The organism is Actinomyces sp. B33, from assembly GCF_028437565.1.
Classification (GTDB): Bacteria; Actinomycetota; Actinomycetes; order Actinomycetales; family Actinomycetaceae; genus Pauljensenia.
Genome location: NZ_JAMRYR010000001.1, coordinates 446,739 through 466,862 on the forward strand (window position 1 = coordinate 446,739; position 20,124 = coordinate 466,862).

At 69.3% G+C, this 20,124-nt stretch carries 17 protein-coding genes and 1 pseudogene; 9 read left to right on the plus strand and 9 right to left on the minus strand.

Going from position 1 to position 20,124, the window contains the following annotated elements:
- Window positions 1–143: 143 nt before the first annotated feature.
- Window positions 144–1,265, minus strand: a complete 1,122-nt coding sequence (locus tag M3T53_RS01885; protein WP_272432742.1) for a glycerate kinase — start codon at window positions 1,263–1,265, stop codon at window positions 144–146.
- A gap of 89 nt (window positions 1,266–1,354) precedes the next feature.
- Window positions 1,355–2,719, minus strand: a complete 1,365-nt coding sequence (locus M3T53_RS01890) for a GntT/GntP/DsdX family permease (protein WP_272432743.1) — start codon at window positions 2,717–2,719, stop codon at window positions 1,355–1,357.
- A gap of 485 nt (window positions 2,720–3,204) precedes the next feature.
- Between M3T53_RS01890 and M3T53_RS01895 the strand changes: the two genes are divergently transcribed.
- The 8 genes and pseudogenes from M3T53_RS01895 to M3T53_RS01925 all read left to right on the plus strand — a co-directional run bounded on the left by M3T53_RS01895 (window position 3,205) and on the right by M3T53_RS01925 (window position 10,037).
- Window positions 3,205–4,245 carry a transaldolase family protein gene (locus tag M3T53_RS01895; RefSeq protein ID WP_272432744.1) on the plus strand — a complete coding sequence of 347 codons (1,041 nt, stop codon included), beginning with the start codon at window positions 3,205–3,207 and terminating at the stop codon, window positions 4,243–4,245.
- Between the two features lie 9 nt (window positions 4,246–4,254).
- The gene (locus M3T53_RS01900) at window positions 4,255–5,034 is read left to right on the plus strand and encodes an SDR family NAD(P)-dependent oxidoreductase (RefSeq protein WP_272432745.1); all 780 of its coding nucleotides are present in this window, start codon (window positions 4,255–4,257) and stop codon (window positions 5,032–5,034) included.
- Window positions 5,035–5,083: 49 nt separating this feature from the next.
- The gene (locus tag M3T53_RS01905; RefSeq protein ID WP_272432746.1) at window positions 5,084–5,971 is read left to right on the plus strand and encodes a 2-hydroxy-3-oxopropionate reductase; all 888 of its coding nucleotides are present in this window, start codon (window positions 5,084–5,086) and stop codon (window positions 5,969–5,971) included.
- A 205-nt stretch (window positions 5,972–6,176) separates the two neighbouring features.
- Window positions 6,177–6,341 (plus strand): annotated as a pseudogene (locus M3T53_RS09845) (hypothetical protein); the annotation flags it as partial.
- A complete protein-coding gene (locus M3T53_RS01910) occupies window positions 6,304–6,912 on the plus strand; it encodes a sugar phosphate isomerase/epimerase family protein (RefSeq protein WP_272432747.1) in 609 nt (202 codons plus the stop codon). The pseudogene M3T53_RS09845 and the gene M3T53_RS01910, both read left to right, overlap by 38 nt.
- A gap of 23 nt (window positions 6,913–6,935) precedes the next feature.
- Window positions 6,936–7,688, plus strand: a complete 753-nt coding sequence (locus M3T53_RS01915) for an SDR family NAD(P)-dependent oxidoreductase (RefSeq protein WP_272432748.1) — start codon at window positions 6,936–6,938, stop codon at window positions 7,686–7,688.
- 99 nt (window positions 7,689–7,787) lie between these two features.
- The gene (locus tag M3T53_RS01920; RefSeq protein WP_272432749.1) at window positions 7,788–8,477 is read left to right on the plus strand and encodes a GntR family transcriptional regulator; all 690 of its coding nucleotides are present in this window, start codon (window positions 7,788–7,790) and stop codon (window positions 8,475–8,477) included.
- A gap of 33 nt (window positions 8,478–8,510) precedes the next feature.
- Window positions 8,511–10,037 (plus strand): FGGY family carbohydrate kinase, encoded by a 1,527-nt coding sequence (locus tag M3T53_RS01925; protein ID WP_272432750.1) that lies wholly within the window; start codon window positions 8,511–8,513, stop codon window positions 10,035–10,037.
- 95 nt (window positions 10,038–10,132) lie between these two features.
- Here M3T53_RS01925 and M3T53_RS01930 read toward each other — a convergent pair whose 3' ends face one another.
- The 5 genes from M3T53_RS01930 to iolE all read right to left on the minus strand — a co-directional run bounded on the left by M3T53_RS01930 (window position 10,133) and on the right by iolE (window position 15,375).
- On the minus strand, window positions 10,133–11,467 hold the full coding sequence (locus tag M3T53_RS01930; RefSeq protein ID WP_272432751.1) for a GntP family permease: 1,335 nt from the start codon (window positions 11,465–11,467) through the stop codon (window positions 10,133–10,135).
- 231 nt (window positions 11,468–11,698) lie between these two features.
- Entirely contained in the window at window positions 11,699–12,736 is a 1,038-nt protein-coding gene (locus tag M3T53_RS01935) for a transaldolase family protein (RefSeq protein WP_272432752.1), read from the minus strand.
- A 31-nt stretch (window positions 12,737–12,767) separates the two neighbouring features.
- Window positions 12,768–13,511 (minus strand): SDR family NAD(P)-dependent oxidoreductase, encoded by a 744-nt coding sequence (locus M3T53_RS01940; protein WP_272432753.1) that lies wholly within the window; start codon window positions 13,509–13,511, stop codon window positions 12,768–12,770.
- A 145-nt stretch (window positions 13,512–13,656) separates the two neighbouring features.
- The gene (locus M3T53_RS01945; protein ID WP_272432754.1) at window positions 13,657–14,349 is read right to left on the minus strand and encodes a GntR family transcriptional regulator; all 693 of its coding nucleotides are present in this window, start codon (window positions 14,347–14,349) and stop codon (window positions 13,657–13,659) included.
- Between the two features lie 138 nt (window positions 14,350–14,487).
- Window positions 14,488–15,375 carry a myo-inosose-2 dehydratase gene (gene iolE / locus M3T53_RS01950; RefSeq protein ID WP_272432755.1) on the minus strand — a complete coding sequence of 296 codons (888 nt, stop codon included), beginning with the start codon at window positions 15,373–15,375 and terminating at the stop codon, window positions 14,488–14,490.
- A gap of 229 nt (window positions 15,376–15,604) precedes the next feature.
- Here iolE and iolG point away from each other — a divergent pair, with 229 nt between their 5' ends.
- Window positions 15,605–16,591 carry an inositol 2-dehydrogenase gene (gene iolG / locus M3T53_RS01955; RefSeq protein ID WP_272432756.1) on the plus strand — a complete coding sequence of 329 codons (987 nt, stop codon included), beginning with the start codon at window positions 15,605–15,607 and terminating at the stop codon, window positions 16,589–16,591.
- Between the two features lie 77 nt (window positions 16,592–16,668).
- Here the strand turns inward: iolG and M3T53_RS01960 are convergent, their stop codons facing one another.
- Entirely contained in the window at window positions 16,669–18,162 is a 1,494-nt protein-coding gene (locus M3T53_RS01960; RefSeq protein WP_272432757.1) for a CoA-acylating methylmalonate-semialdehyde dehydrogenase, read from the minus strand.
- Between the two features lie 67 nt (window positions 18,163–18,229).
- A complete protein-coding gene (gene iolD, locus M3T53_RS01965; protein ID WP_272432758.1) occupies window positions 18,230–20,122 on the minus strand; it encodes a 3D-(3,5/4)-trihydroxycyclohexane-1,2-dione acylhydrolase (decyclizing) in 1,893 nt (630 codons plus the stop codon).
- Window positions 20,123–20,124: the final 2 nt, after the last annotated feature.

Consider the following 20,124-nt stretch of genomic DNA (forward strand, 5'->3'; position numbering starts at 1 on the left):
CAGGGCCTTGACCCCCCGTCGCGAATGGTCGCCGCGTTCGTCCGACCCCCCGCAGTCGGCTCCCCTCGCAGCGGCCGCCGTCTGCGCCCGGACGCCTGCGGGCCGGCCCCGCTCGGGCAGCGCCGCCCGGGGCTAACGCGCGGTCAGAGGTCGGCCAGAGCCTGGGCGACGGCGCGGCGCAGGTTCTTCTGGCCGTTGCGCAGGGCCTCCTCGAGGGGCTCATCGGGGTCGCCGACCTTGACGATGCGGGTGACGCCGATGCCGAGGAGATTCTCCGACCCGTCCTTGATGCGCCCGCCGAAGACCATGACGGGGACGCCGTGGGCCCGCGCGACAGCGGTCACGCCCGCAGGGGTCTTGCCGTCGATCGTCTGGGAGTCGACGGATCCCTCGCCGGTGAACACCCAGTCGGCCCCGCGCACCTTCTCGTCGAGGCCGACGGCGGCGGCGACGAGGTCGACCCCGGGGACCAGTTCGGCGCCGCAGAAGGCGCGCAGGGCGAAGCCGAGGCCGCCGGCGGCGCCGGATCCGGGCAGGAGGGCGTCGTCCTCGTGCCCGGAGACGACGGCGAAACGGTGATGAGCGGCGTCGAAAACGGGGATCTGCTCGTCGGTGGCGCCCTTCTGGGGGCCGAAGACGGCCGAGGCGCCCGTGGAGCCGTTGAGCGGGTTGGTGACGTCGCAGGCGACACGGATGTCGACGCCGTCGAGGAGGACGTCGAGGTCGGCGGTGTCGACGCGGGCGATACGGGCGAGGTCGGCGAGGAGGGGCCGCAGTTCGGCGCCCTCGGCGTCGTAGAAGCGGGCGCCGAGCCGGTGGAGCATGCCGATGCCGGCGTCGTTGGTGGCCGATCCGCCGATGCCGATGAGGAGTCGGCGCGCGCCCCGGTCGAGGGCGTCGCGGATGATCACGCCCAGGCCGTCGGTGTTCGACGAGGCGACATCGCGGTCGGCGGGGGCGACGAGTTCGATGCCGGCGCAGGAGGCGACGTCGAGGACGGCGCTGTCGCCGGAGCAGGCGTAGGCGGCCCGGATGGGACGGCCGAGGGCGTCGACCGAGTCGGTCTCGACGAGAGCGACTCCCCAGGCGGCGGCGACCGCCTGGATGAAGCCCTCCCCGCCGTCGGACATCGGGACGAGGACGCAGTCGGCGTCGGGGTGGACGTCGCGCACGCCGACGGCCATCGCGTCGGCGGCCTCCTGGGCCGTCATGTTCTCCTTGAAGGAGTCGGGGGCGAGGACGAACTTCATGGGGGCTCCGATCATGGGCGTCTCGTGGGGACGATTGTCTCAGGAGAACCGGGCCGGGACCGCTGTCGCGCAGGAGGTGGCGAGCGGTCCCGACCCGGTGGCGGTCAGCCGACGACCATGAACAGCGCGGCCGTCACGAGGAATCCGACGACGGACACGGCGGTGGTCAGGACGGTCCATGTGCGCAGGCCCTGCGAGACGGAGAGCCCGAGGTACTTGGTGACGATCCAGAATCCCGAGTCGTTGATGTGGCTGCAGAACAGGCCGCCGAATCCCATGGCGATGGTGATGAGCGCGACCTGAGTCGGCGAGTACCCGCCGGCGACGACCGCCGGGTAGATCAGGCCGGCGGCGGTGAGGATCGACACGGAGGACGATCCCTGAGCGACGCGCAGGGCGGCGGCGATGACGAAGCCGGCGAGGATCGTCGGCATGCCGATGGAGGTCAGCAGGTCGGAGAAGGCGGTGCCGATCCCGGTCTTGACGAGGACGTTGGCGAAGACGCCGCCGGCCCCGGTCACGAAGATGACGATGGCGACCGCGTCGAGCGCGGAGTCGGCGACCTTGGCGATCTGCCCCTTCTTCCACTTCGTGATGCGCATGATGAGGACGTAGGCGACGAGGACGCCGACGAGCAGGGAGGTGGCGGGCTTGCCGACGAAGTCGGCGATCGGCCGGATCGCCGAGGTCTCGGGCAGGTTCATCACCATGATGGAGCCGGCCATGATCATAAGGATCGGCAGGACGATGACGAACACGGTCGTCCCGGCGCCGGGGACCCTGCCGCCCTCGGCGGGGCCGTACTGGACGGACGTCGAGCCCTGGGCGCTCTCGGCGGGGGACGGGGCGAGTGCGATCTTCTTGAAGTTGATCGGCTTGATGACGAAGTACCCGATGACGGTGACGATGAGGGCGATGAGGAGCGCCCACATCGTCACGAGCCCGGCGTCGGCCTCGAGGGCGGCGGCGGCCGCGACGGGACCGGGATGGGGCGGGATGATCGTGTGGAGGGTCGTCATGGCGACGCACACGGGGAAGGCGATGGCCAGGGGCGAGAGCTTCGCATTGCGGGCGAAGGCGAAGATCAGCGGGGCGAGGATGATGAAGCCGACGTCGAAGAAGACGGGGATGCCGAGGATGAAGGAGGCCGCGGTGACGGCCATGACGACGCGCGCGGCGCCGAGCTTCTCGGTGAAGGCCCGGGCCATGTGGTCGGCGGCGCCGGAGACCTCGACGAGCCGTCCGAGCATGGCGCCCAGGCCGACGACGATGGCGACGGACCCGAGGGTCTTGCCCATCCCCTCGATCATCGTCGGGACGACATCGGCGATGGGGATGCCGGCGACGAGGGCCGTGCCCATCGCGACGAGGAGGAGGGAGACGTAGGCGGGCACGTCGAGGACGATGACGAGGAGCAGGAGGACCGCGATGGCGATCAGGGCGATGATCAACAGGCTCAGTGCGCTCATCGGGGCCCGCCGTCCTGGTGGGTGCTGGTGGTCTTAGCGGTGAGACCGGTTCGGTGAAGACTCATGCGAGTACTCCTAGGTACTGGGTCTTGTGGATGGGTGCTGCTCGATCGCCTCGGGCGATTCAGCGGTTGACGCGGCGCCGAACGGGGTTCTGGCGGTCCCGGCGTCGTATGCGCTCCGTTTGCGTCGTTGCCTACGGATGTCGGTGAACGGCGGGGATCCTCGCGCAGACCCGCGAGCCCTCGCCATTTGTCCGCTCGGGGCGGTGTCCCCGAGCACGCTCCGCACTGTAGCAGATGCATTGCATATGATGCATCAAGATGTTACCTTGGACGCATCGAGGACAATGCGGTCCCTCGACGACTCCCTCGGCTGCGCATCGCGACGACTCCCTCGACCCGACGCGCGAACGGCGCCAGGCGCCGCCCGGAGCACTGCTATCGACCCGGAAGGAGAGCCACGGGATCCCCCTGGCAGACGACATGAAAGAGAACAACGAATTCCTGCGCTGGATGACCTCGACCACCGACTCCGTCTACTGGCACGACAGCGCCATCATCGACGAGCTCGAGATCGCCCTGGGCAACGGGGCCAAGGGCGTGACCACCAACCCCTTCCTCGTCGCCTCCACCCTCGCCGCCCGCCCCGACTACTGGGCCCCCCTCATCGCCGACGTGCCCGCCGACCTCGAGGGCACCGAGAAGGTCGAAGAGCTCGTCAAGCGCGTCACCCTCCACGTCAAGGAGGCCCTCGACCCCGTGCACGACGAGGCCGACGTGCGCACCGGCCGCTGTTGCGCCCAGACCAATCCCAACAAGACCGGCGACTACGAGGCGGTCCTCGCCCAGGCCGAGCGCTACGCCCAGTGGGACCCGCGCGTGTGTCTCAAGGTCCCGGCCACCAAGTCCGGCATCCGCGCCGCCGAGGAGCTGTCGGCGAAGGGCTACAACGTCGTCGTCACCGTCTCGTTCACCGTCCCCCAGGTCCTCGCCACCGGCGCCGCCCTCCAGCGCGGCATCGAGCGGGCCCGGGCGGCGGGTATTGAGCCCGGCCTCAACGTCGCCGTCCTCATGGTCGGCCGCCTCGACGACTACCTGCGCGACGTCGCCCAGGACTCCAGCGACGTCGTCACCGAGTCCGACATCATCCAGGCGGGCACCGCCTGCATCAAGAGGGCCTACTCGATCTTCGCCGAGCGCGGCTACGAGGCCTACCTCATGCCCGCCGGCTGCCGCGGCGCCTACCACATCACCGAACTGGCCGGCGCGACAATGATCATGTCCATCGCCCCGAAGATCGCCGACGCCCTCGGCGAGCTCGAGGGCCCGTTCGAGGAGAGGATCGACGTCCCCGTCGACGAGGACGTCATCGACCGGCTGATGACGATGCCCGAGTTCCGCAAGGCCTACGAGGTCGACGGCATGACCCCCGAGGAGTTCATCACCTTCGGGTCGACGAACCGCACCACCGACCAGTTCATCAACGACGGGTGGGCCCCCCTGCTCGCCGCCACGATCGGCTGAGGAGCTCCCATGAGATTCACCGACAAGGTCTGCATCGTCACCGGAGCGGCCCAGGGGCTCGGCAAGGCCATGGCCGAGCGCCTCGCCTCTGAGGGCGGCCGGATGATCCTCGCCGACATCAACGCCGAGGCCCTCGACCGGACCGTCGAGGAGTTCCGCGCCGCCGGGTACGAGGCCGAGCCCTACGTCATCGACCTGACGAAGGTCGACGAGATCGACCGGATGATCGACTCCACCGTCGACACACACGGGCGCCTCGACGTCCTCGTCAACAACGCGGGCGTGCAGATCCGCAAGTGGGCGACGGACTTCCCCGAGGAGGAGTACGACTTCCTCATGGACCTCAACCTCAAGGCCTACTACTTCGCGACACGGGCGGCCGCCCGCCACTTCAAGAAGCAGGGCGGCGGGGTCGTCGTCTGCACCTCGTCGGGCAACTCCGCCCGACCGACCTCCAAGCGCACCCCGTACGCGATCTCCAAGGCCGGGGTCAACGCGCTCGTCGCCGCGCTGGGCAACGAGATGGGGCGCTTCGGCATCCGCGTCAACGCCGTCGCCCCCGGGTACGTCATGACCGACATGGTCAAGAAGGGGATCGAGGAGGGGATCATCGACGTCGACGCGATCATGTCGATCCTGCCGAACAAGCGATTCCTCGAAGCCTCCGAGATCGCCGCCGGCGTGGCCTTCCTCGCCTCCGACGACGCCTCCGGAATCACCGGCCAGACCCTGTTCATCGACGGCGGATGGACCGCCAACGGCCTGCCCGAGGCCAAGGACCTCGACTGATCCGCAGTCCCGGACCGCGCTCACACCACACGGAATGGAGTAACACGCAATGAAGGTTGGATTCATCGGCCTGGGCATCATGGGCCGCCCGATGGCCAAGAACGTCATGAAGGCCGGGCACGAGGTCGTCTGCTTCGACTTCAACGAGGCCGCCGTCGCCGACGTCGTCGAAGCCGGAGCGGTCTCGGCCGGCTGCGGGCGCGCGGTCGCCGAGGCGTCCGACGTCGTCATCACGATGCTGCCCAACGGCCCCGACGTCCTCGCCGCCCTGACGGGCGAGGACGGCATCGCCGCCGGCCTGTCGGCCGGGAAGGTCTTCATCGACATGTCCTCGATCGCGCCCGCCGTGTCCCGTCAGGCCGGGCAGATCGTCGAGGCCGCCGGCGCCGCGATGATCGACGCCCCCGTGTCGGGCGGCGAGCCCGGCGCCATCGCCGGGACCATCGCGATCATGGTCGGCGGCGACGAGCAGGTCTTCGAATCCGTCAAGGACCTCCTGCTGACGATGGGCAAGTCCGCGACCTACGTCGGCCCCCTCGGCGCCGGCAACATCGCCAAGCTCGCCAACCAGTCGATCGTCGCCGTCAACATCGCGGTCCTCGCCGAGGCCCTCGTCCTCACGCAGAAGTCCGGGGTCGACCCGGCCTCCGTCGTCCAGGCGATCCGCGGCGGCCTGGCCGGCTCGGCCGTCATGGAGCAGAAGGCGGAGAAGATGCTCAACCAGGAGTTCTCCCCCGGCTTCCGCATCAACCTGCACATCAAGGACCTCAACAACGCGCTGGCCACCGGGGCGGAGACGGACTCCTACATGCCCCTGACCGCCATCGCCCGGCAGATGATGTCCTCGCTCAAGAGCCACGGATTCGACGGGGAGGACCATTCGAGCCTCCTGCGGATCTACCAGCAGCTGTCCAACACGATCCTCGGCCAGGAGTGACGGCCGACCGGGCGGGGCGCGTTGCGCGCCCCGCCCGGCGCCGGATCCGCCGGGACTACAGGAGGGACGAACAATGACGTTCAAGTACGGGGTCCAGGTCGCCCTCGACGACCTCCCGAGCCGCATGCCCGTCGTCCTGCGCGGCGACTTCGACGAGGTCACCGCCACCGCGGCCGAACTCGGCTACGACGGCATCGAGCTGTACATGCACAGCCCCCAGGACCACGACGCCGCCGCCTACCGGGCCGTGGCCGGCGATCGGGGCCTCGGATTCGCCAGCATCTGCACCGGCCAGGAGCTCCTCGTCAACGGCCTGGGGCTGACGGTCGACGATGCCGCGACCCGCAGCGCGGCCGTCGATCGCCTCAAGCGCCACCTCGACTTCGCCGCCGAGCTCGACTGCTCGGTCGTCGTCGGCACGATGCGCGGCAACATCCCCGACCTCGCCTCCACGGGCGTCACGCGCGCGCCTCGTCGACGCCCTCGGCGCCCTCGCCGACCACGCCGACTCGACCGGGGGGCACATCGTCGTCGAGAACATCCTCCAGTACATCTCCAACTGGCTCAACACCCTCGACGAGCTCGGGTCCTTCCTCCTCGAGATCGACAGGCCCAACGTCACCATGCACATCGACACCCACTCGATGCACATGGAGGAGCGCGACCCCTTCGCCGCCGTGCGCCGATGGGGCGAGTGGATCGGCTACGTCCACTTCTCCGACTCGAACCGCGCCTACCCGGGCGGCGGGTGCATCGACTTCAAGAGCCACTACCACGCGCTCTTCGACATCGGGTACGACGACTGGATCACCATCGAGTCCCAGGCCTTCCCCACCGGGCGCGAGTGCGCCGACCGGGGGCTGCGCTACCTCAAGCACATCGAGGAGGCCGCCCGCATCGAGCGGCTGGCGGTCCTCGACCGTTCGTCCATCCGCTTCTGACCCGATTCCCGAGAGGAACCCCCATGTTCGATCTCAATGGAAAATCCGCCGTCGTCACCGGAGCGGCCCAGGGCATCGGCGAGGCCATCGTCCGCGCCCTCGCCGACCTGGGCGCCAGGGTCGCCGTCGCCGACCTCCAGGAGGATCGGGCGCGAGCCGTCGCCGACTCGATCGTCGAGGCCGGCGGACGCGCGCTGGGAGTCCGCGTCGACGTCAACGGCGGCGCGGGCCTGCGCGCCGCCATGGCCTCCATCGCCGATGCGCACGACGGTATCGACATCATCGTCAACTCCGCGGGCGTCCTCGGCACGACGAGCATCGAGGAGATGGAGCGGACGGGCGAGTGGAACCGCGTCCTCGACATCAACCTGTCGGGCACGTTCTTCGCCTCCCAGGCGGCCCTGCCCTACCTCAAGGAGTCCGGCGCCGGGAGGATCATCAACATCTCCTCGCTGACGGGGCGCAACGGCGGGTTCGAGGGGGCGATGAGCTACGCGGCCGCCAAGGGCGGGGTCAATTCGATCACCCGGGGGATGGCCCGCCACCTGGCCCAGCACCGCATCACCGTCAACGCGGTGTGCCCGGCGACGACCCGCACGGCGATCCTCGACGGGTATTCCCCCGAGCGCATCGAGAACCAGGCGCGCCACATCCTCCTGGGCCGGCTCGGCGAGCCCTCGGAGATCGCCGCCGCCGTGTGCTACCTGGCGTCCGACGAGGCGGCATTCACCACCGGGGTCCTCCTCGACGTCAACGGCGGCGCGTACTTCGGCTGAGAGACCGCCCGCGGGGCCGTCCACGCGCGTGGACGGCCCCGTTCGGGCACTATGCTGAGACCCGCCGCATTGACGCATCTTCGCTCCTGGGGGACACACGTGACGCAACCGCCGCCGGCTCTACTGCGGGGCACTCTCGCCGATCAGATCGAGTCGATCCTCATCGATCGGATCCTCGCCGGGCAGTACAACGCGGGGGACTTCCTGCGCACGAGGACCCTCGCCGAAGAGTTCGGGGTCTCGACGACCCCGGTCCGGGAGGCCCTGACGATGCTCGAGTCCGCCGGCCTCGTCGGGCGCCGCGCCCACATCGGCTTCGAGGTGTCGAACCCCCCGACTCCCTTCGAGATGGACCAGATCATGGCGGCCCGGCGGATCTTCGAGCCGGCCGCCACGGAACTGGCCTGCTCGCACGGCGCCCCCGTCGTGCGCCGTGTCCGCGAGGCGTACGAGGAGCAGGAGCGCACCGGGCGCACCGAGACCATGGAGGACTACCTGGCCTTCATGCACGCCGACGACGCGTTCCACCGCGCCATCTGGGAGGGGACCGGGAACAGGTACATCGCGGATATGCTCGGGATGCTCGGGGGCGTTATCCACCGCTGGAGGCGGTTCACCCCCGGACTGATCATCGACCGGGACATCGCGGTGACCGAGCACGAGCGGATCCTCCTCGCCCTCGAGTCGGGGGACCCGGCGGCGGCGTCGCAGGCGATGCTCGACCACATCGATAACCAGCGCGAGCGCATCAGGCAGCAGGTCGGACAGGATCGAGCCGACCGGGCATGACGGTGCGGGTCCTCGCGGATCGGAGGATCACCCATGGCAGTCTCGTTCGTCCCCGCGTCCGACCACGACCCGCACGTCGAGGCGCGCCGCGCCCAGCGGCCCCTCGTCCTGGCCATCGACATCGGGTCGACCTCCGTCAGGACCTGCGTCTTCGACGCCCGGGGCCGCGCCCTTCACGGATGCGCGGCCGAGCGGCGCCACGACTTCGCCACCGACTCCCACGGGGCCAGCGTCATCGATGCGGATCTCGTCGTCGACGGGTGCGCCGCGGCGATCGGGGAGACGCTCCTGGCCCTCGGCCGGACGGCGGTCGACGCGGTGGCCGCCGATTCCTTCGCCTCGTCGTTCATCTGCGTCGACGCCGCCGGCGACGCGCTGACCCCCTGCCTGACCTACGCCGACTCCCGTTCCTGGGCGCAGCTCGACGAGTTGCGGGCCCGAGTCGACGAGGACGAGATCCACCAGCTCACGGGCGCGCGCCTGCACACCTCGTACCACGCGCCGAAGTTCGCGTGGCTGCGCGAGGAGTCCCCGGGGCTCCTCGACAAGACGGCGGCCGTCGAGTCCATCGGCACATACGTCGTCCGCAGGCTGACGGGCCGGCGGATCGAATCGATCTCGTCGGCGGCGTGGTCGGGGCTGCTCGACCGTCGGGGCGCCGGCTACTGCGATGCGGTGCTCGGACTCGTCGACGCGCGGCCGGACTGGTTCGCGCCGCTCGCGGATCCGACGCAGCGGGTCGCCGCCGCCCCCGGCAGCGCCGCCTCGCGCTGGCCGCAGGCGGCCTCGGCGCAGTGGTTCGCCCCCGTCCCCGACGGATTGGCATCGAATTGGGGAGTGGGCGCGATCGGGCCGTCGGCGCTCGCCCTGTCGGCGGCGACCTCGGGGGCGATGCGGGTCCTCGTGCCCTCTTCCGACGGCCCGATCCCGCGGGGGCTGTGGTCGTACCGGGTGTCGCACGGGGACGCGCTGGTCGGCGGCGCCCTCAACGACGTCGGCCGCGTCCTCACGTGGTGGGGGGCTCTCGCCGTCCCGTTGGACACCGAGGACAGGCGCCGGGTCTGGTCGGCCCCGCCGGTCGACGGCGCCCCGGTGTTCCTCCCGTTCCTCACGGGCGAGCGATCGACGGGGTGGGCCGGTCGGGCTCGCGCTGGGCTGTCGTCGGTGACGGCCGCCACCGGGCCGCGGGAGGCGTGGCGGGCGGTCGGCGAGGGGCTGGCGCTGAGCTATCTGCGGATCCATCGTCAGCTCGTCGAGGCCGGGGCGCGCCCGGACATCGTCCTGGCGTCGGGGGGCGTCGTGCGCCACTACCCGGAGATCCTGCCGCTCGTCGCCGATTGCCTGGGGGTCGACCTGGCCCCGGTAGTGGGCGAGAGGATCACGATGCGAGGGGCGGCCCTCATGGCCGTTCGCGCCCTGCTGGGCGGGGAGGCCGACTACCGCGTGCCGGTCGGCGAGGCGGTTCGGACGCGCGGGGAGCTGCGCGGCGCCTACGATTCGAGGCTCGAGGCGTTCGAGGAGGCCTACCGGGCGGCGATCGGCGCTCTTCCCGGGTCGTGACGACGGTCCGGGTGGGGCGGTCGCGGCCGCCCCACCCGGACTCGTGGGTCGTGTCGCGCCCGCCGGACCGGTGCGATTCGGCGGGCGCGATGCCGTCAGGAGATCGGCACGATGTAGGAGCCGAGGATGACGAGGATGATCGTGAACACGGAGGCGATGAACTGCGGCAGGGTGTAGACCTTGAGTCCGCCGGTGATGGAGAATCCGGGGATCTTGGCGGTGACCCAGAAGCCGGAGTCGTTGATGTGCCCGATCGACAGGGCGCCGGCCAGGCAGGCGGCGGCGACCCATACCGGGTGGATGCCGATCGTGGGGGCCAGGGAGGCGAAGATCGTCATGGTGGTGATGGAGGCGACGGTCCCCGATCCGACGGCGACGCGGAAGGACATGCCGACGAAGTAGCAGGCGAGGAGGCCGACGAGGTGCCCGCCGCCCAGGCCGGCGACGGCCTCGGCGATGAGGTCGGAGACTCCGCCGGCCTTGATGACGGCGCCGAAGGAGCCGCCGGCCCCGGTGATGAGCAGGACGATGCCGGCCGACTGGATCGCGTTGTTGGCGGATTCTTCCATCTCCGACCGGCTCAGGTTGCGCGAGGCGACGAGATAGGCGACGAGCGTGCCGATGAGGAGGGCGACGGTCTTGTCGGAGGCGAAGTGGAGGAGGACCGGCATCTCCGCGTCGGTGACGGCCCCCCACACGGTGCCGATGAGGATGAGGATCAGGGGGGTGAGGATCGGCAGGAGGGACAGCCAGAAGCCGGGTTCCTTGTCCTCCCCGGGGACGGCCCGCAGGGAGGGCTCTTCGGCGACGTCGTGCTCGGGCTTCCACACCTTGTCGATGATCATCGAGTAGACGGTGACGCCGCCGATGACGGCGATCAGGCCGATGATCCCGCCGACGCCGACCATGTAGCCGACGGAGAATCCCATGATGTCGCCGGCGGCGAGGGGGTTGGGGGTCGGGGGGACGAGGGTGTGGGCGGCGCCGGCGCCCATGGCGACCGAGCCGATGGCCAGCGGCAGGGGCTTGCGGGCCTCTCGGGCGATGGCGATGGCCAGGGGGACGAGGATGACGAAGGTGACGTCGAAGAACACGGGGATCGCCAGGACGAAGGCGGCGAAGGCCAGGCCGTACATGGCGAAGCGGTCGGAGGTCAGTCCGACGAGGGTGCGGGCGATGACTTTGGCGCCGCCGGAGTCGGAGAGGAGCTGGCCGAGGATGATGCCGAAGCCGACGGAGAGCCCGAGGCTGGTCATCAGGGAGCCGAATCCCTGGGTGGTGGTCGTGGCGATGTCCAGCAATGGCATGCCCAGGAGGGCGCCGAGCAGGAGGGTGCCGATGACGAGGGAGACGGCGGGGTGGAGCTTAACCCATAGGATCAGGGCGACGATGACGACGATGGACAGTGCGAGCCAAAGGAGGGCGATCATCGGGTCCTCCTGTGGCGGGGTGCGGTACGGGCGGACATGGGGTTCCTTTCGTTCACGGCGCTGTGAGCGACGGGGGTCGGGAAGGCGGTCGACCGTGCGTCCGGGAGGTCGGGGCGGGTCGGCCGGGGTCTCGAGGGCGCGGCCGAGCGGGGCGTCGACGGTCCTGGTGGTGACGACGTCCGGCTTGCCGGCGGGTGCGGCGAGAGCGGGGCGCTCGCCGCTGCGATGGGGCTACAGGGTGCGCAACTGGTCCCATGCGGCGGAGAAGCCGCTGAGGGTGAACTTCGTGGCGCCGAAGTCGTCGAACTCGTGCGGAGCGAGCCCGTCGAGTTCGTAGGCGCGGGCGAAGTCGGGGATGGCGTCGAGGACCCGATCGATCCGGGTCTGGTCGAGGGGCGCGGAGATACCCGATTCGCGGGGGATCCCGGATTCGGCGTCCCACTGGATGAGGGCGTCCTGGATCTTCGGGTGGATGGTCGCCTCGAAGGGGGCCCCTGCCAGGAGGGTGACTTGACGGGGGTGGCGGAATGCGGCGGGCATGAGGACGGGGGCCCCGGGGCGGTCGGCGAGGGCGTCGAGGAGTCGGCGGGCGACGGCGACGACCGCTTCTTCGAGGTCCTCGGTGGCCAGGCCCTTGTTCTCCTTCTCGTTGACGATGGCGAGGTAGTCCTGGAGACGCCCCATGACGAAGGCGGAGGTCGAGCGGGCGGGGGCGATGCCGGCTTGGCGGGCGCGCTCGGCGCCGCGCTCGTAGGCCTCGGCGACGGCGAGGATCTGGGAGGCGGAGACGCATACGGTCGCGGTCGTGGGGATGCCGCGCGCGGCGAGTTCCTCGAGGACGCGGACCCCGGATTCGGTCCCGGGGATCTTGACCATGACGTTGGGGCCGAATTCGGCGATGGCCAGCCCTTGGGCGAGCTGCGCGTCGTAGTCGTGGGAGGCGCTGGGCTGGACCTGGGATCGGGCGTATCCGTAGAGCCCGTCGGAGGCCTCGTAGAGGGGCATGAGCCTCCTGGCGATGGGGCGGACGACGCGGCCGAGGAGCTCGACGACCCGTTCGTCGCCGGTCGCGGAGGCGTCGACGCTGGACTCGGGGTCGAGGTCCTGGGGCTCCGAGGTCGTCAGGGCCTCGTAGGACAGGGGGGCGTTGGTGGTGACGCCGACGGCCCCGTTGTCGAGGGCTCTGGTGATGGTGCTGGTCAGGGCCGAGTCGTTGCAGTAGCGGCTGGGAGTGTTCTCGGCCATCCATGCGAGGTAGCTGGTGGACATCGTTCCTCCTGTGATGGGATCGGTGGGGTTTTCAGGCGAAGTGCATGCCGCCGTTGACGTCGAGGACGGCGCCGGTGGTGAAGCCGGCGTGGGGGCCGGCGAAGTAGGAGACGGCGGCGGCGATCTCGTCGACGCGACCGAGGCGGCCGACGGGGATCGAGTCGTTGATGGCGGCCATCTGCTCGGGGGTGAATCGGGAGGCCATGGCGGTGGCGGTGGTTCCCGGGGCGACGGCGTTGACGGTGATCCCGTCGCGGGCGACTTTGCCGGCGTAGTGGCGGGTCAGTCCGATGACGCCGGCCTTGGAGGCGGCGTACGCGGGTCCGACGCTGACGCCGCCGTTGCGCCCGGCGAGGGAGACGATGTTGATGACGCGCCCGCATCCGGCGTCGCGCATGACGGGGAGGACGGCGTGAGTCATGAGCATGGTCCCGGTGAGGTTGATCGCCAGGACCGTGTTCCACTCGTCGAGGCCGGTGTCCTCCCACGGGGTATTGGAGACGATTCCGGCGTTGTTGACGAGGACGCGGATGGGGCCGAAGCGGTCGGTGGTCTCGGCGACGGCCCGGGCGACGGATTCGGGCGAGGCGACGTCGAGGCCGATGCCGTGGGCGGTGCGTCCCGAGGCGGTCATGCGCTCGGCGGTCTGGCGGGCGGTGTCGTCGTCGATGTCGGCGATGATCAGGCGCATCCCATCGTCGGCGAGCCGTTCGGCGATCGCCTGCCCGATTCCTCGCCCCGAGCCGGTGACGACGGCCAGTGGTGTGTCGTGCATGTGTTCCTGCTTTCGACGGGCACGCCTCTTTGCGTGCTGTGGATCACCGTATCCGATCAAACATCAGATTGTCTACATAAAAGATCATATATTCTGTATGAGAAGAAAGAAGAGGTCCTCTCCCCCAGCCCTCGGAAACGGCTCCTCAGTCCTCGGTCTCCGCGCGCAAACGCTCCGCCAGACGATCGATGTGACGGGTCATCGCGTCAGCCGCCGCCTGAGGATCCCCCGACCGGAAAGCCTCGACGATCCGCTCGTGCTCGGCCAGCGAATGATCCGCATCGGTGACGATCCGGTCCTTGAAATGCCTCCACCGCTGAACGTTCCCGCCCAGCTCGTCCGCCGACGACGCCAAGAACCGGTTGCCCGACGCCGCATGGATCGCCCGGTGGAACTCCTGATCTGCGCGCATGAACGCCCGCGTCTCCTCCACCCCGTCGAGCGACAGCGACCGCCGCTGCTCGGCGACGATCCCCGCCAGGCGCTCGACGAACGCCTCATCGCACCGGGCGCACGCCAGCCGCGCGGCTTCCGGCTCGAGCAGGCGCCGCACGCTCATCAGATCGGCGAGCTCGGCCCCCGACAACCGCGGAGCCGTCCGATACCCCTTGTAACTCGACCGGATGACCAGTCCCAGCCCCTCCAGGCGCGCCAGCGCCTCGCGGACCGGCGTGGCCGACACCCCCAGCGCCTCCGCCAGCGAATCGATCCGGATCGGCGCGTCATCGGCGATGAGCCCCTCGAGCATCATCTCGATGAGAGCTTCCTGGACCTGCTCGGTCAGCCCCTGCCGCCTCGCGACGTACACCGGTCGTCCCGTCGCTTCTCGCGTGGGCATGGGCCTCATCCTTCGTCTCTCGCTCTCGCCTCGTCGTCCGGCCCTCACGAACGCGGCGGGGGCCGAGGACCAGTCTAAGACGCGGACCCGACGACCGGCCTCCTCCCCCGCGCCCACCGACTCGGCGGGCGGATTCGATCAGACCCCCAGCTCCTCGGCGAGGTACCGCCTCGCGAGGAGGGCGTATTCAAGGGGATCGGCGACATCGGGGTCCTGCTCGGCCTCCACCATGAACCAGCCGTCGTACCCGGATTTCACGAGCGGCTCCACGAGGGAGGAGAAATCGGTCGGCCCGTCGCCCGGGACGGTGAAGACTCCGGCGAGGATCGCGTCGAGGAAACTCATCCCCCCGGCGCGCGCCCGCTCGACGACCTCGGGCCGGATGTCCTTGAGATGGACATGTCCGATGCGGTCGCGGTGGCGGTCGACGACCGCCTGCGCCGACTCGCCCGCGAACAGGAGGTGGCCGTTGTCGACGAGCAGGCCGAGAGATGCCGGATCCGTCATCGCCATCAGGCGGTCGATCTCCTCACCGGTCTGCACCCCGGTACCCATGTGGTGGTGGTAGACCAGGCGGATCCCCCGTCGCGAGGCGAGAGCGCCGAATCGATTGAGGCCCTCGGCAAGTCTGTCCCACTCCTCATCGTCGAACACCGGCTTGTCGTCGAACACCGATCGATCCCGCATCGCCTGGATCGATCGCCCCTGCTCGCAGATGTTGATGCAGTCCGCGCCGAGGGCGGTCATCCGGTCGACGAATCCGAGGAACAGGGACTCCTCCTCGGCGTAGTTCCCGGTTGTCAGCAGACAGCCGTGCCACGCGGCCGCGATCCTCAATCCGCGCAGGGAGAGCTCACGGGTGAGAACACCGACATCCGTCGGGTACTTGTTGCCGACCTCGGTCCCCTCGTATCCGGCCAGTGCGATCTCGCTGAGGATCTGCTGGTAGGGGGTGGCCCCTCCGAGAACCGGCATATCGTCGTTGACCCAGGCGATCGGGGCGCACCCCAGTTTGATCCGACTCATGGCACTCCCTCTCGACACATCAGTAAGCCAAAATGTCCTGTCAATTATTCGATTAGATGCCGAAGAAACCCATTTTCCTACCGGGATAAACGTCTCGAATACCTTAACTATAGGTGAAATATCAGCTAGCATCTACTTGTTCGGACATTAAATAGGAAAATCGAACATGATGCTGACCCAGCAGTACTACCGGTGACACCACGCCCCCCTTCCACCCAAGGAGAACCCCATGCTACGAATCGGCCTCATCGGGGCCGGGCGCATCGGCCGCGTCCATGCCCGTTCCGTTTGCGCCCATCCGGACGCGGAACTCGTCATCGTCGCGGACGCCGTTGAAAACGCCGCCCGGGACCTCGCCCACCAGTGCCGCGCCCGCTGGACGGTGGACGCTGACGAGGTCTTCGCCGACACCGCCGTCGACGCCGTCATCATCTGCTCCCCGACTCCCCTGCACGCCCCGCAGGTCCTCGCCGCTGCCGCCGCCGGCATCCCCGTCTTGTGCGAGAAGCCCCTCGCCCCCGACGCCACGGCCGCAGCCGACCTCGTCGCGCGCCTAGACGGCCTCGACCCGCTCGTCATGCTCGGGTTCAACCGCAGATTCGACCCCTCCTTCGCCGCCATCCACGACGCCGTGACCGACGGGCGCATCGGCGACCTCGAACAGTTGACGATCGTCTCCCGCGATCCCACCGCCCCCTCGAAGGACTACATCGCCAACTCCGGCGGAATCTTCGCCGATATGACGATCCACGATTTCGATCTCGCCCGTTTCTTCCTCGGCGACATCGTCTCCGTCTACGCCCTCGGGCAGCACCTCGATCCGGACCTCGCCGACACCGGGGATTTCGACGGGGCCGTCATCACCCTGGCGAACGACCGAGGCGCCACGGCGACGATCATCAACTCCCGCCACTGCGCATCGGGCTACGACCAGCGGATCGAAGCCTTCGGACAGCGGGGCTCCCTGACGGCGGACAACATCCGGGCCACCACCGTGCGCTACTGCGGATCCGAGATGACCGATGCCCAAGGGCGCTACCTCGATTTCTTCCTCGATCGCTACCACGCCGCCTACGCGCGCGAACTCGATGCGTTCCTCACGGCCGTCTCCACGGGACGCCGCCCGGCGCCGGGTATCGAGGACGGGATCGCGGCCCTGCGCTTGGCCGAGGCGGCGGATGAGTCCGCTCGCACCGGGCGGGCCGTCGTCCCGTGACGCCGAGTCGCGGCCGCTCCTGCGAACCGCGCGTCCGCATCACCGCAGTCGAACGGCGCTGACGGTCCTCAGACGCTTCACTCCTCGCGTTGGAAGGACATCGTCGCCGCGTACGTTCGCTCCGACGGCCACCTCGTCGTCACCGCCTTGGCCCGCGTGTAGAAACGCACCCCCTCGGGACCGTGGATATGCGTGTCCCCCAGGAGGGAGTCCTTCCATCCGCCGAAGGAGTAATAGGCGACCGGCGTCGGGATCGGGACGTTGACCCCGACCATCCCCGCCTCCACGTCCAATGCGAAACGCCGGCCCGTGCCTCCATCGTTGGTGAAGATCGCCGCCCCGTTACCGAACGGGGAAGAATTGACGATCCCGATCGCCTCGTCGTAGGTGTCGGCGTGGACGATCGCCAGGACCGGGCCAAACACTTCCTCCGAATAGATCGGCGCATCCAGCGCCACACCGTCGACGATCGTCGGGCCGAGGAAGAACCCCTCCTCGTGCCCCTCGACGACCAGGCCTCTCCCGTCGAGCACGATATCGGCGCCACGCGCCTCGGCGTCGTCGATCAGTCCGATGATGCGCTTCTTCGACGCCGCGTCGATGACGGGCCCCATGTCGACCCCCTCGTCCATGCCGTAACCGACCCGGATCGTCTGCGCATGGGCCCTGATCCGGCGTGCCAGATCAGGGCCGATGCCGCCGACCGCGACGACGACGGGCAGCGCCATGCACCGCTCCCCGGCAGCGCCGAATGCGGCGGCCGAGATATGTTGAGCCGCGAAGCCCAGATCGGCGTCGGGCATGACGATCGCGTGGTTGTTCGCCCCTCCGAGCGCCTGAACGCGCTTGCCGTGAGAGGTCCCCACCTCCTGGACGATCCGCGCGACCGGCGTCGACCCGACGAATGAGATCGCGTCGATGCCCGGGTGCTCGAGGATCCCACCGACGAGTTCCCGGTCACCCGAGACGACATTGAACACGCCGTCGGGCAGACCGGCCTCCTTGTAGAGGCGAGCGGTCAGCAGGGCGGCCGAAGGGGTCGCGGAGGCGGGCTTGACGATGACCGCGTTGCCGGTGGCGATCGCCAGGGGGTGCATCCACATGGGGACCATCGCCGGGAAGTTGAACGGGCAGATCCCGGCGACGACGCCCACCGGCTGACGCAGAGAGAAGATGTCGACGCCGGTCGAGATGTCGACCGAGTGCTCGCCCTTGAGGGCGACGTTAATCGCGGTGGCGAAGTCGAGGGTCTCGCGGCCGCGCTGGATCTCGCCGATCGCGTCGGAGTAGTTCTTCCCGTGCTCCTGAACGATCATTCGCGCCATCTCGTCCTGGTGGGCGAGGACGAGCTCGCGCATCGTGAACATGATCGAGGTTCGTACGGACAGTGGGGTTCTCGCCCACGCACCCTGAGCGCGGCGCGCGGCGGCGACAGCGCGGTCGAGGTCGGCGGGGGACGCCAGGAGGAGGTTCGCGACCTCCCGTCCGGTTCCCGGGTCGACGACGGGGGACTCGCCGGAGGGGTCGCCGATGTATTCCGCTCCGTCGATCCAGTGGGGGATCGTTCTCATGGTGCTCCTCGGTGGGGTATCGGGTCATCGGCCCGTGTCGGGCGTCGGACGGGGAGTGCAGGGGAGATCAGCCGAGATAGTGGCGCTGGCGCGCGCGTTCGCGCCGGTAGTCCTCGTAGGCGGCCCGGGTGGAGTCGATCCTGGACACTTGGGACACGGGAACGTCCCACCACGAAGACGAGGGCGGATTCGGGCCGTACAGATCGGTCTCGATGTGGATCATCACGGGGCGCGGGCTGTCGCAGGCGCGGGCGTAGGCCCGCCTGAACTCGTCGATCGAGTGCGCGTCGATGACGTCGATCCCCCACGACCTGGCGTTCGCGGCGATGTCGACGTCGAGGACGGGGCCGTCGGCCGTATGGTCGGCCCCCACCCCGCCCTCCCGGTACCTCGTGCCGAAGCGCTGGGATCCGAGTGACTCCGACAACGCCCCGATGGAGGCGAATCCGTGGTTCTGAAGGAGGACGTAGATAACCTTGATGCCCTCTTGGGCGACCGTCGCCAGCTCCATGGGGAGCATCTGGTAGGAGCCGTCGCCGACGATCGAGACGACCTGGGAATCGGGCAGGGCCATCTTGACCCCCATGGCGGCGGGGATCTCGTACCCCATGCAGGAGAAGGCGTACTCGACGTGGTATTGGATGGGGGTGCGGGCGCGCCACAGCGCCTGGAGGTCCCCGGGCATGGATCCGGCGGCGTTGATGATGACGTCGTCGTCGCCCATCATCTCGTTGAGCGCGCCGAAGACCTCGGTCTGGGCCGGCAGAGGTCCGTGGCCCAGATGGGTGCACTCGTCGACGACCCGGTCCCACGCCTCCTTTTCCCGGGCGATCTCGTCGGCGTAGGCCGGATCGACCCGGTGGCCGGCGAGCTCCCCGCTCAGGGCGTCGAGGGCCTCGCGCGCATCGGCGACGATCATTTCGGCGCCGTTCTTCGCGGCGTCGAAGGCTTTGACGTTGATATTGCAGAAACGGACGCCGGGATTCTGGAACTGAGTCTTCGAGGCGGTGGTGAAGTCGGAGTACCTGGTGCCCACGCCGATGATGAGGTCGGCGGTGGCGGCCAGCCGGTTCGCTGCCACGGCTCCGGTCGCGCCCACTCCGCCGACCGACTGGGGGTGGTCGAAGTTGATCGCGCCCTTACCGGCCTGCGTGTCGGCGACGGGGATGCCGGTCCGATCGGCGAAGCCCCGCAAGGACTGGCAGGCCCGGGAGTAGACGACTCCCCCGCCCGCGATGAGCAGGGGGCGCCGGGCCCGGCGGATCATGTCGGCGGCGCGTTCGAGCGAGGCCCTGTCGGCGGGTGGGCGCCTGACGCGCCACGCGCGCCGGTGGAACATCTCCTCGGGGAAGTCGTGGGCCTCGGCCTGGACGTCCTGAGGCAGTGCGATGACGACGGCGCCGGTCTCGGCGGGGTCTGTGAGTACTCGCATCGCCTGCATGAGGGAGGGCAGGAGCTGCTCGGGACGGGCGATCCGGTCGAAGAAGGCGCTGACGGGACGGAAGGCGTCGTTGCACGTGGAGTCTAGGGTCTGGGGGTTCTCGATCTGCTGGAGGACGGGGTCGGGCGCGCGCGTGGCGAACTGGTCGGAGGGGAGGAGCAGTACCGGCAGTCGGTTGGTGGTGGCCAGGGCGGCTCCGACGATCATGTTGAGGGAGCCGGGCCCGATCGACGCGGTGCACATCTTCGTTTGAAGACGGTTGGAGGCCTTGGCGTAGGCCGCGGCCGCGTGGACCATGCCCTGTTCGTTGCGCGGCATGATGTAGGGCATGGACCCGCCGTCTGGGCCGGGGTCGATCTCGTTCTGCAGGAGGGCTTGCCCGATCCCGGCGACATTGCCGTGCCCGAAGATGCCGAAGGCCCCTGAGACGAGGCGCTGCTGGACTCCGTCGAGCTCGGAGTACTGGTTGACGAGGAATCGGATCGTCGCCTGGGCGACGGTCAGTCGAATGGTGGACATGG

Coding starts and splice junctions, on each gene's coding strand:
- M3T53_RS01885 (WP_272432742.1), bottom strand. CDS start 1,265: ATGATCGGAGCCCCCATGAAGTTCGTCCTCGCCCCCGACTCCTTCAAG.
- M3T53_RS01890 (WP_272432743.1), bottom strand. CDS start 2,719: ATGAGCGCACTGAGCCTGTTGATCATCGCCCTGATCGCCATCGCGGTC.
- M3T53_RS01895 (WP_272432744.1), top strand. CDS start 3,205: ATGAAAGAGAACAACGAATTCCTGCGCTGGATGACCTCGACCACCGAC.
- M3T53_RS01900 (WP_272432745.1), top strand. CDS start 4,255: ATGAGATTCACCGACAAGGTCTGCATCGTCACCGGAGCGGCCCAGGGG.
- M3T53_RS01905 (WP_272432746.1), top strand. CDS start 5,084: ATGAAGGTTGGATTCATCGGCCTGGGCATCATGGGCCGCCCGATGGCC.
- M3T53_RS01910 (WP_272432747.1), top strand. CDS start 6,304: ATGCCGCGACCCGCAGCGCGGCCGTCGATCGCCTCAAGCGCCACCTCG.
- M3T53_RS01915 (WP_272432748.1), top strand. CDS start 6,936: ATGTTCGATCTCAATGGAAAATCCGCCGTCGTCACCGGAGCGGCCCAG.
- M3T53_RS01925 (WP_272432750.1), top strand. CDS start 8,511: ATGGCAGTCTCGTTCGTCCCCGCGTCCGACCACGACCCGCACGTCGAG.
- M3T53_RS01930 (WP_272432751.1), bottom strand. CDS start 11,467: ATGATCGCCCTCCTTTGGCTCGCACTGTCCATCGTCGTCATCGTCGCC.
- M3T53_RS01935 (WP_272432752.1), bottom strand. CDS start 12,736: ATGTCCACCAGCTACCTCGCATGGATGGCCGAGAACACTCCCAGCCGC.
- M3T53_RS01940 (WP_272432753.1), bottom strand. CDS start 13,511: ATGCACGACACACCACTGGCCGTCGTCACCGGCTCGGGGCGAGGAATC.
- M3T53_RS01945 (WP_272432754.1), bottom strand. CDS start 14,349: ATGCCCACGCGAGAAGCGACGGGACGACCGGTGTACGTCGCGAGGCGG.
- iolE (WP_272432755.1), bottom strand. CDS start 15,375: ATGAGTCGGATCAAACTGGGGTGCGCCCCGATCGCCTGGGTCAACGAC.
- iolG (WP_272432756.1), top strand. CDS start 15,605: ATGCTACGAATCGGCCTCATCGGGGCCGGGCGCATCGGCCGCGTCCAT.
- M3T53_RS01960 (WP_272432757.1), bottom strand. CDS start 18,162: ATGAGAACGATCCCCCACTGGATCGACGGAGCGGAATACATCGGCGAC.
- iolD (WP_272432758.1), bottom strand. CDS start 20,122: ATGTCCACCATTCGACTGACCGTCGCCCAGGCGACGATCCGATTCCTC.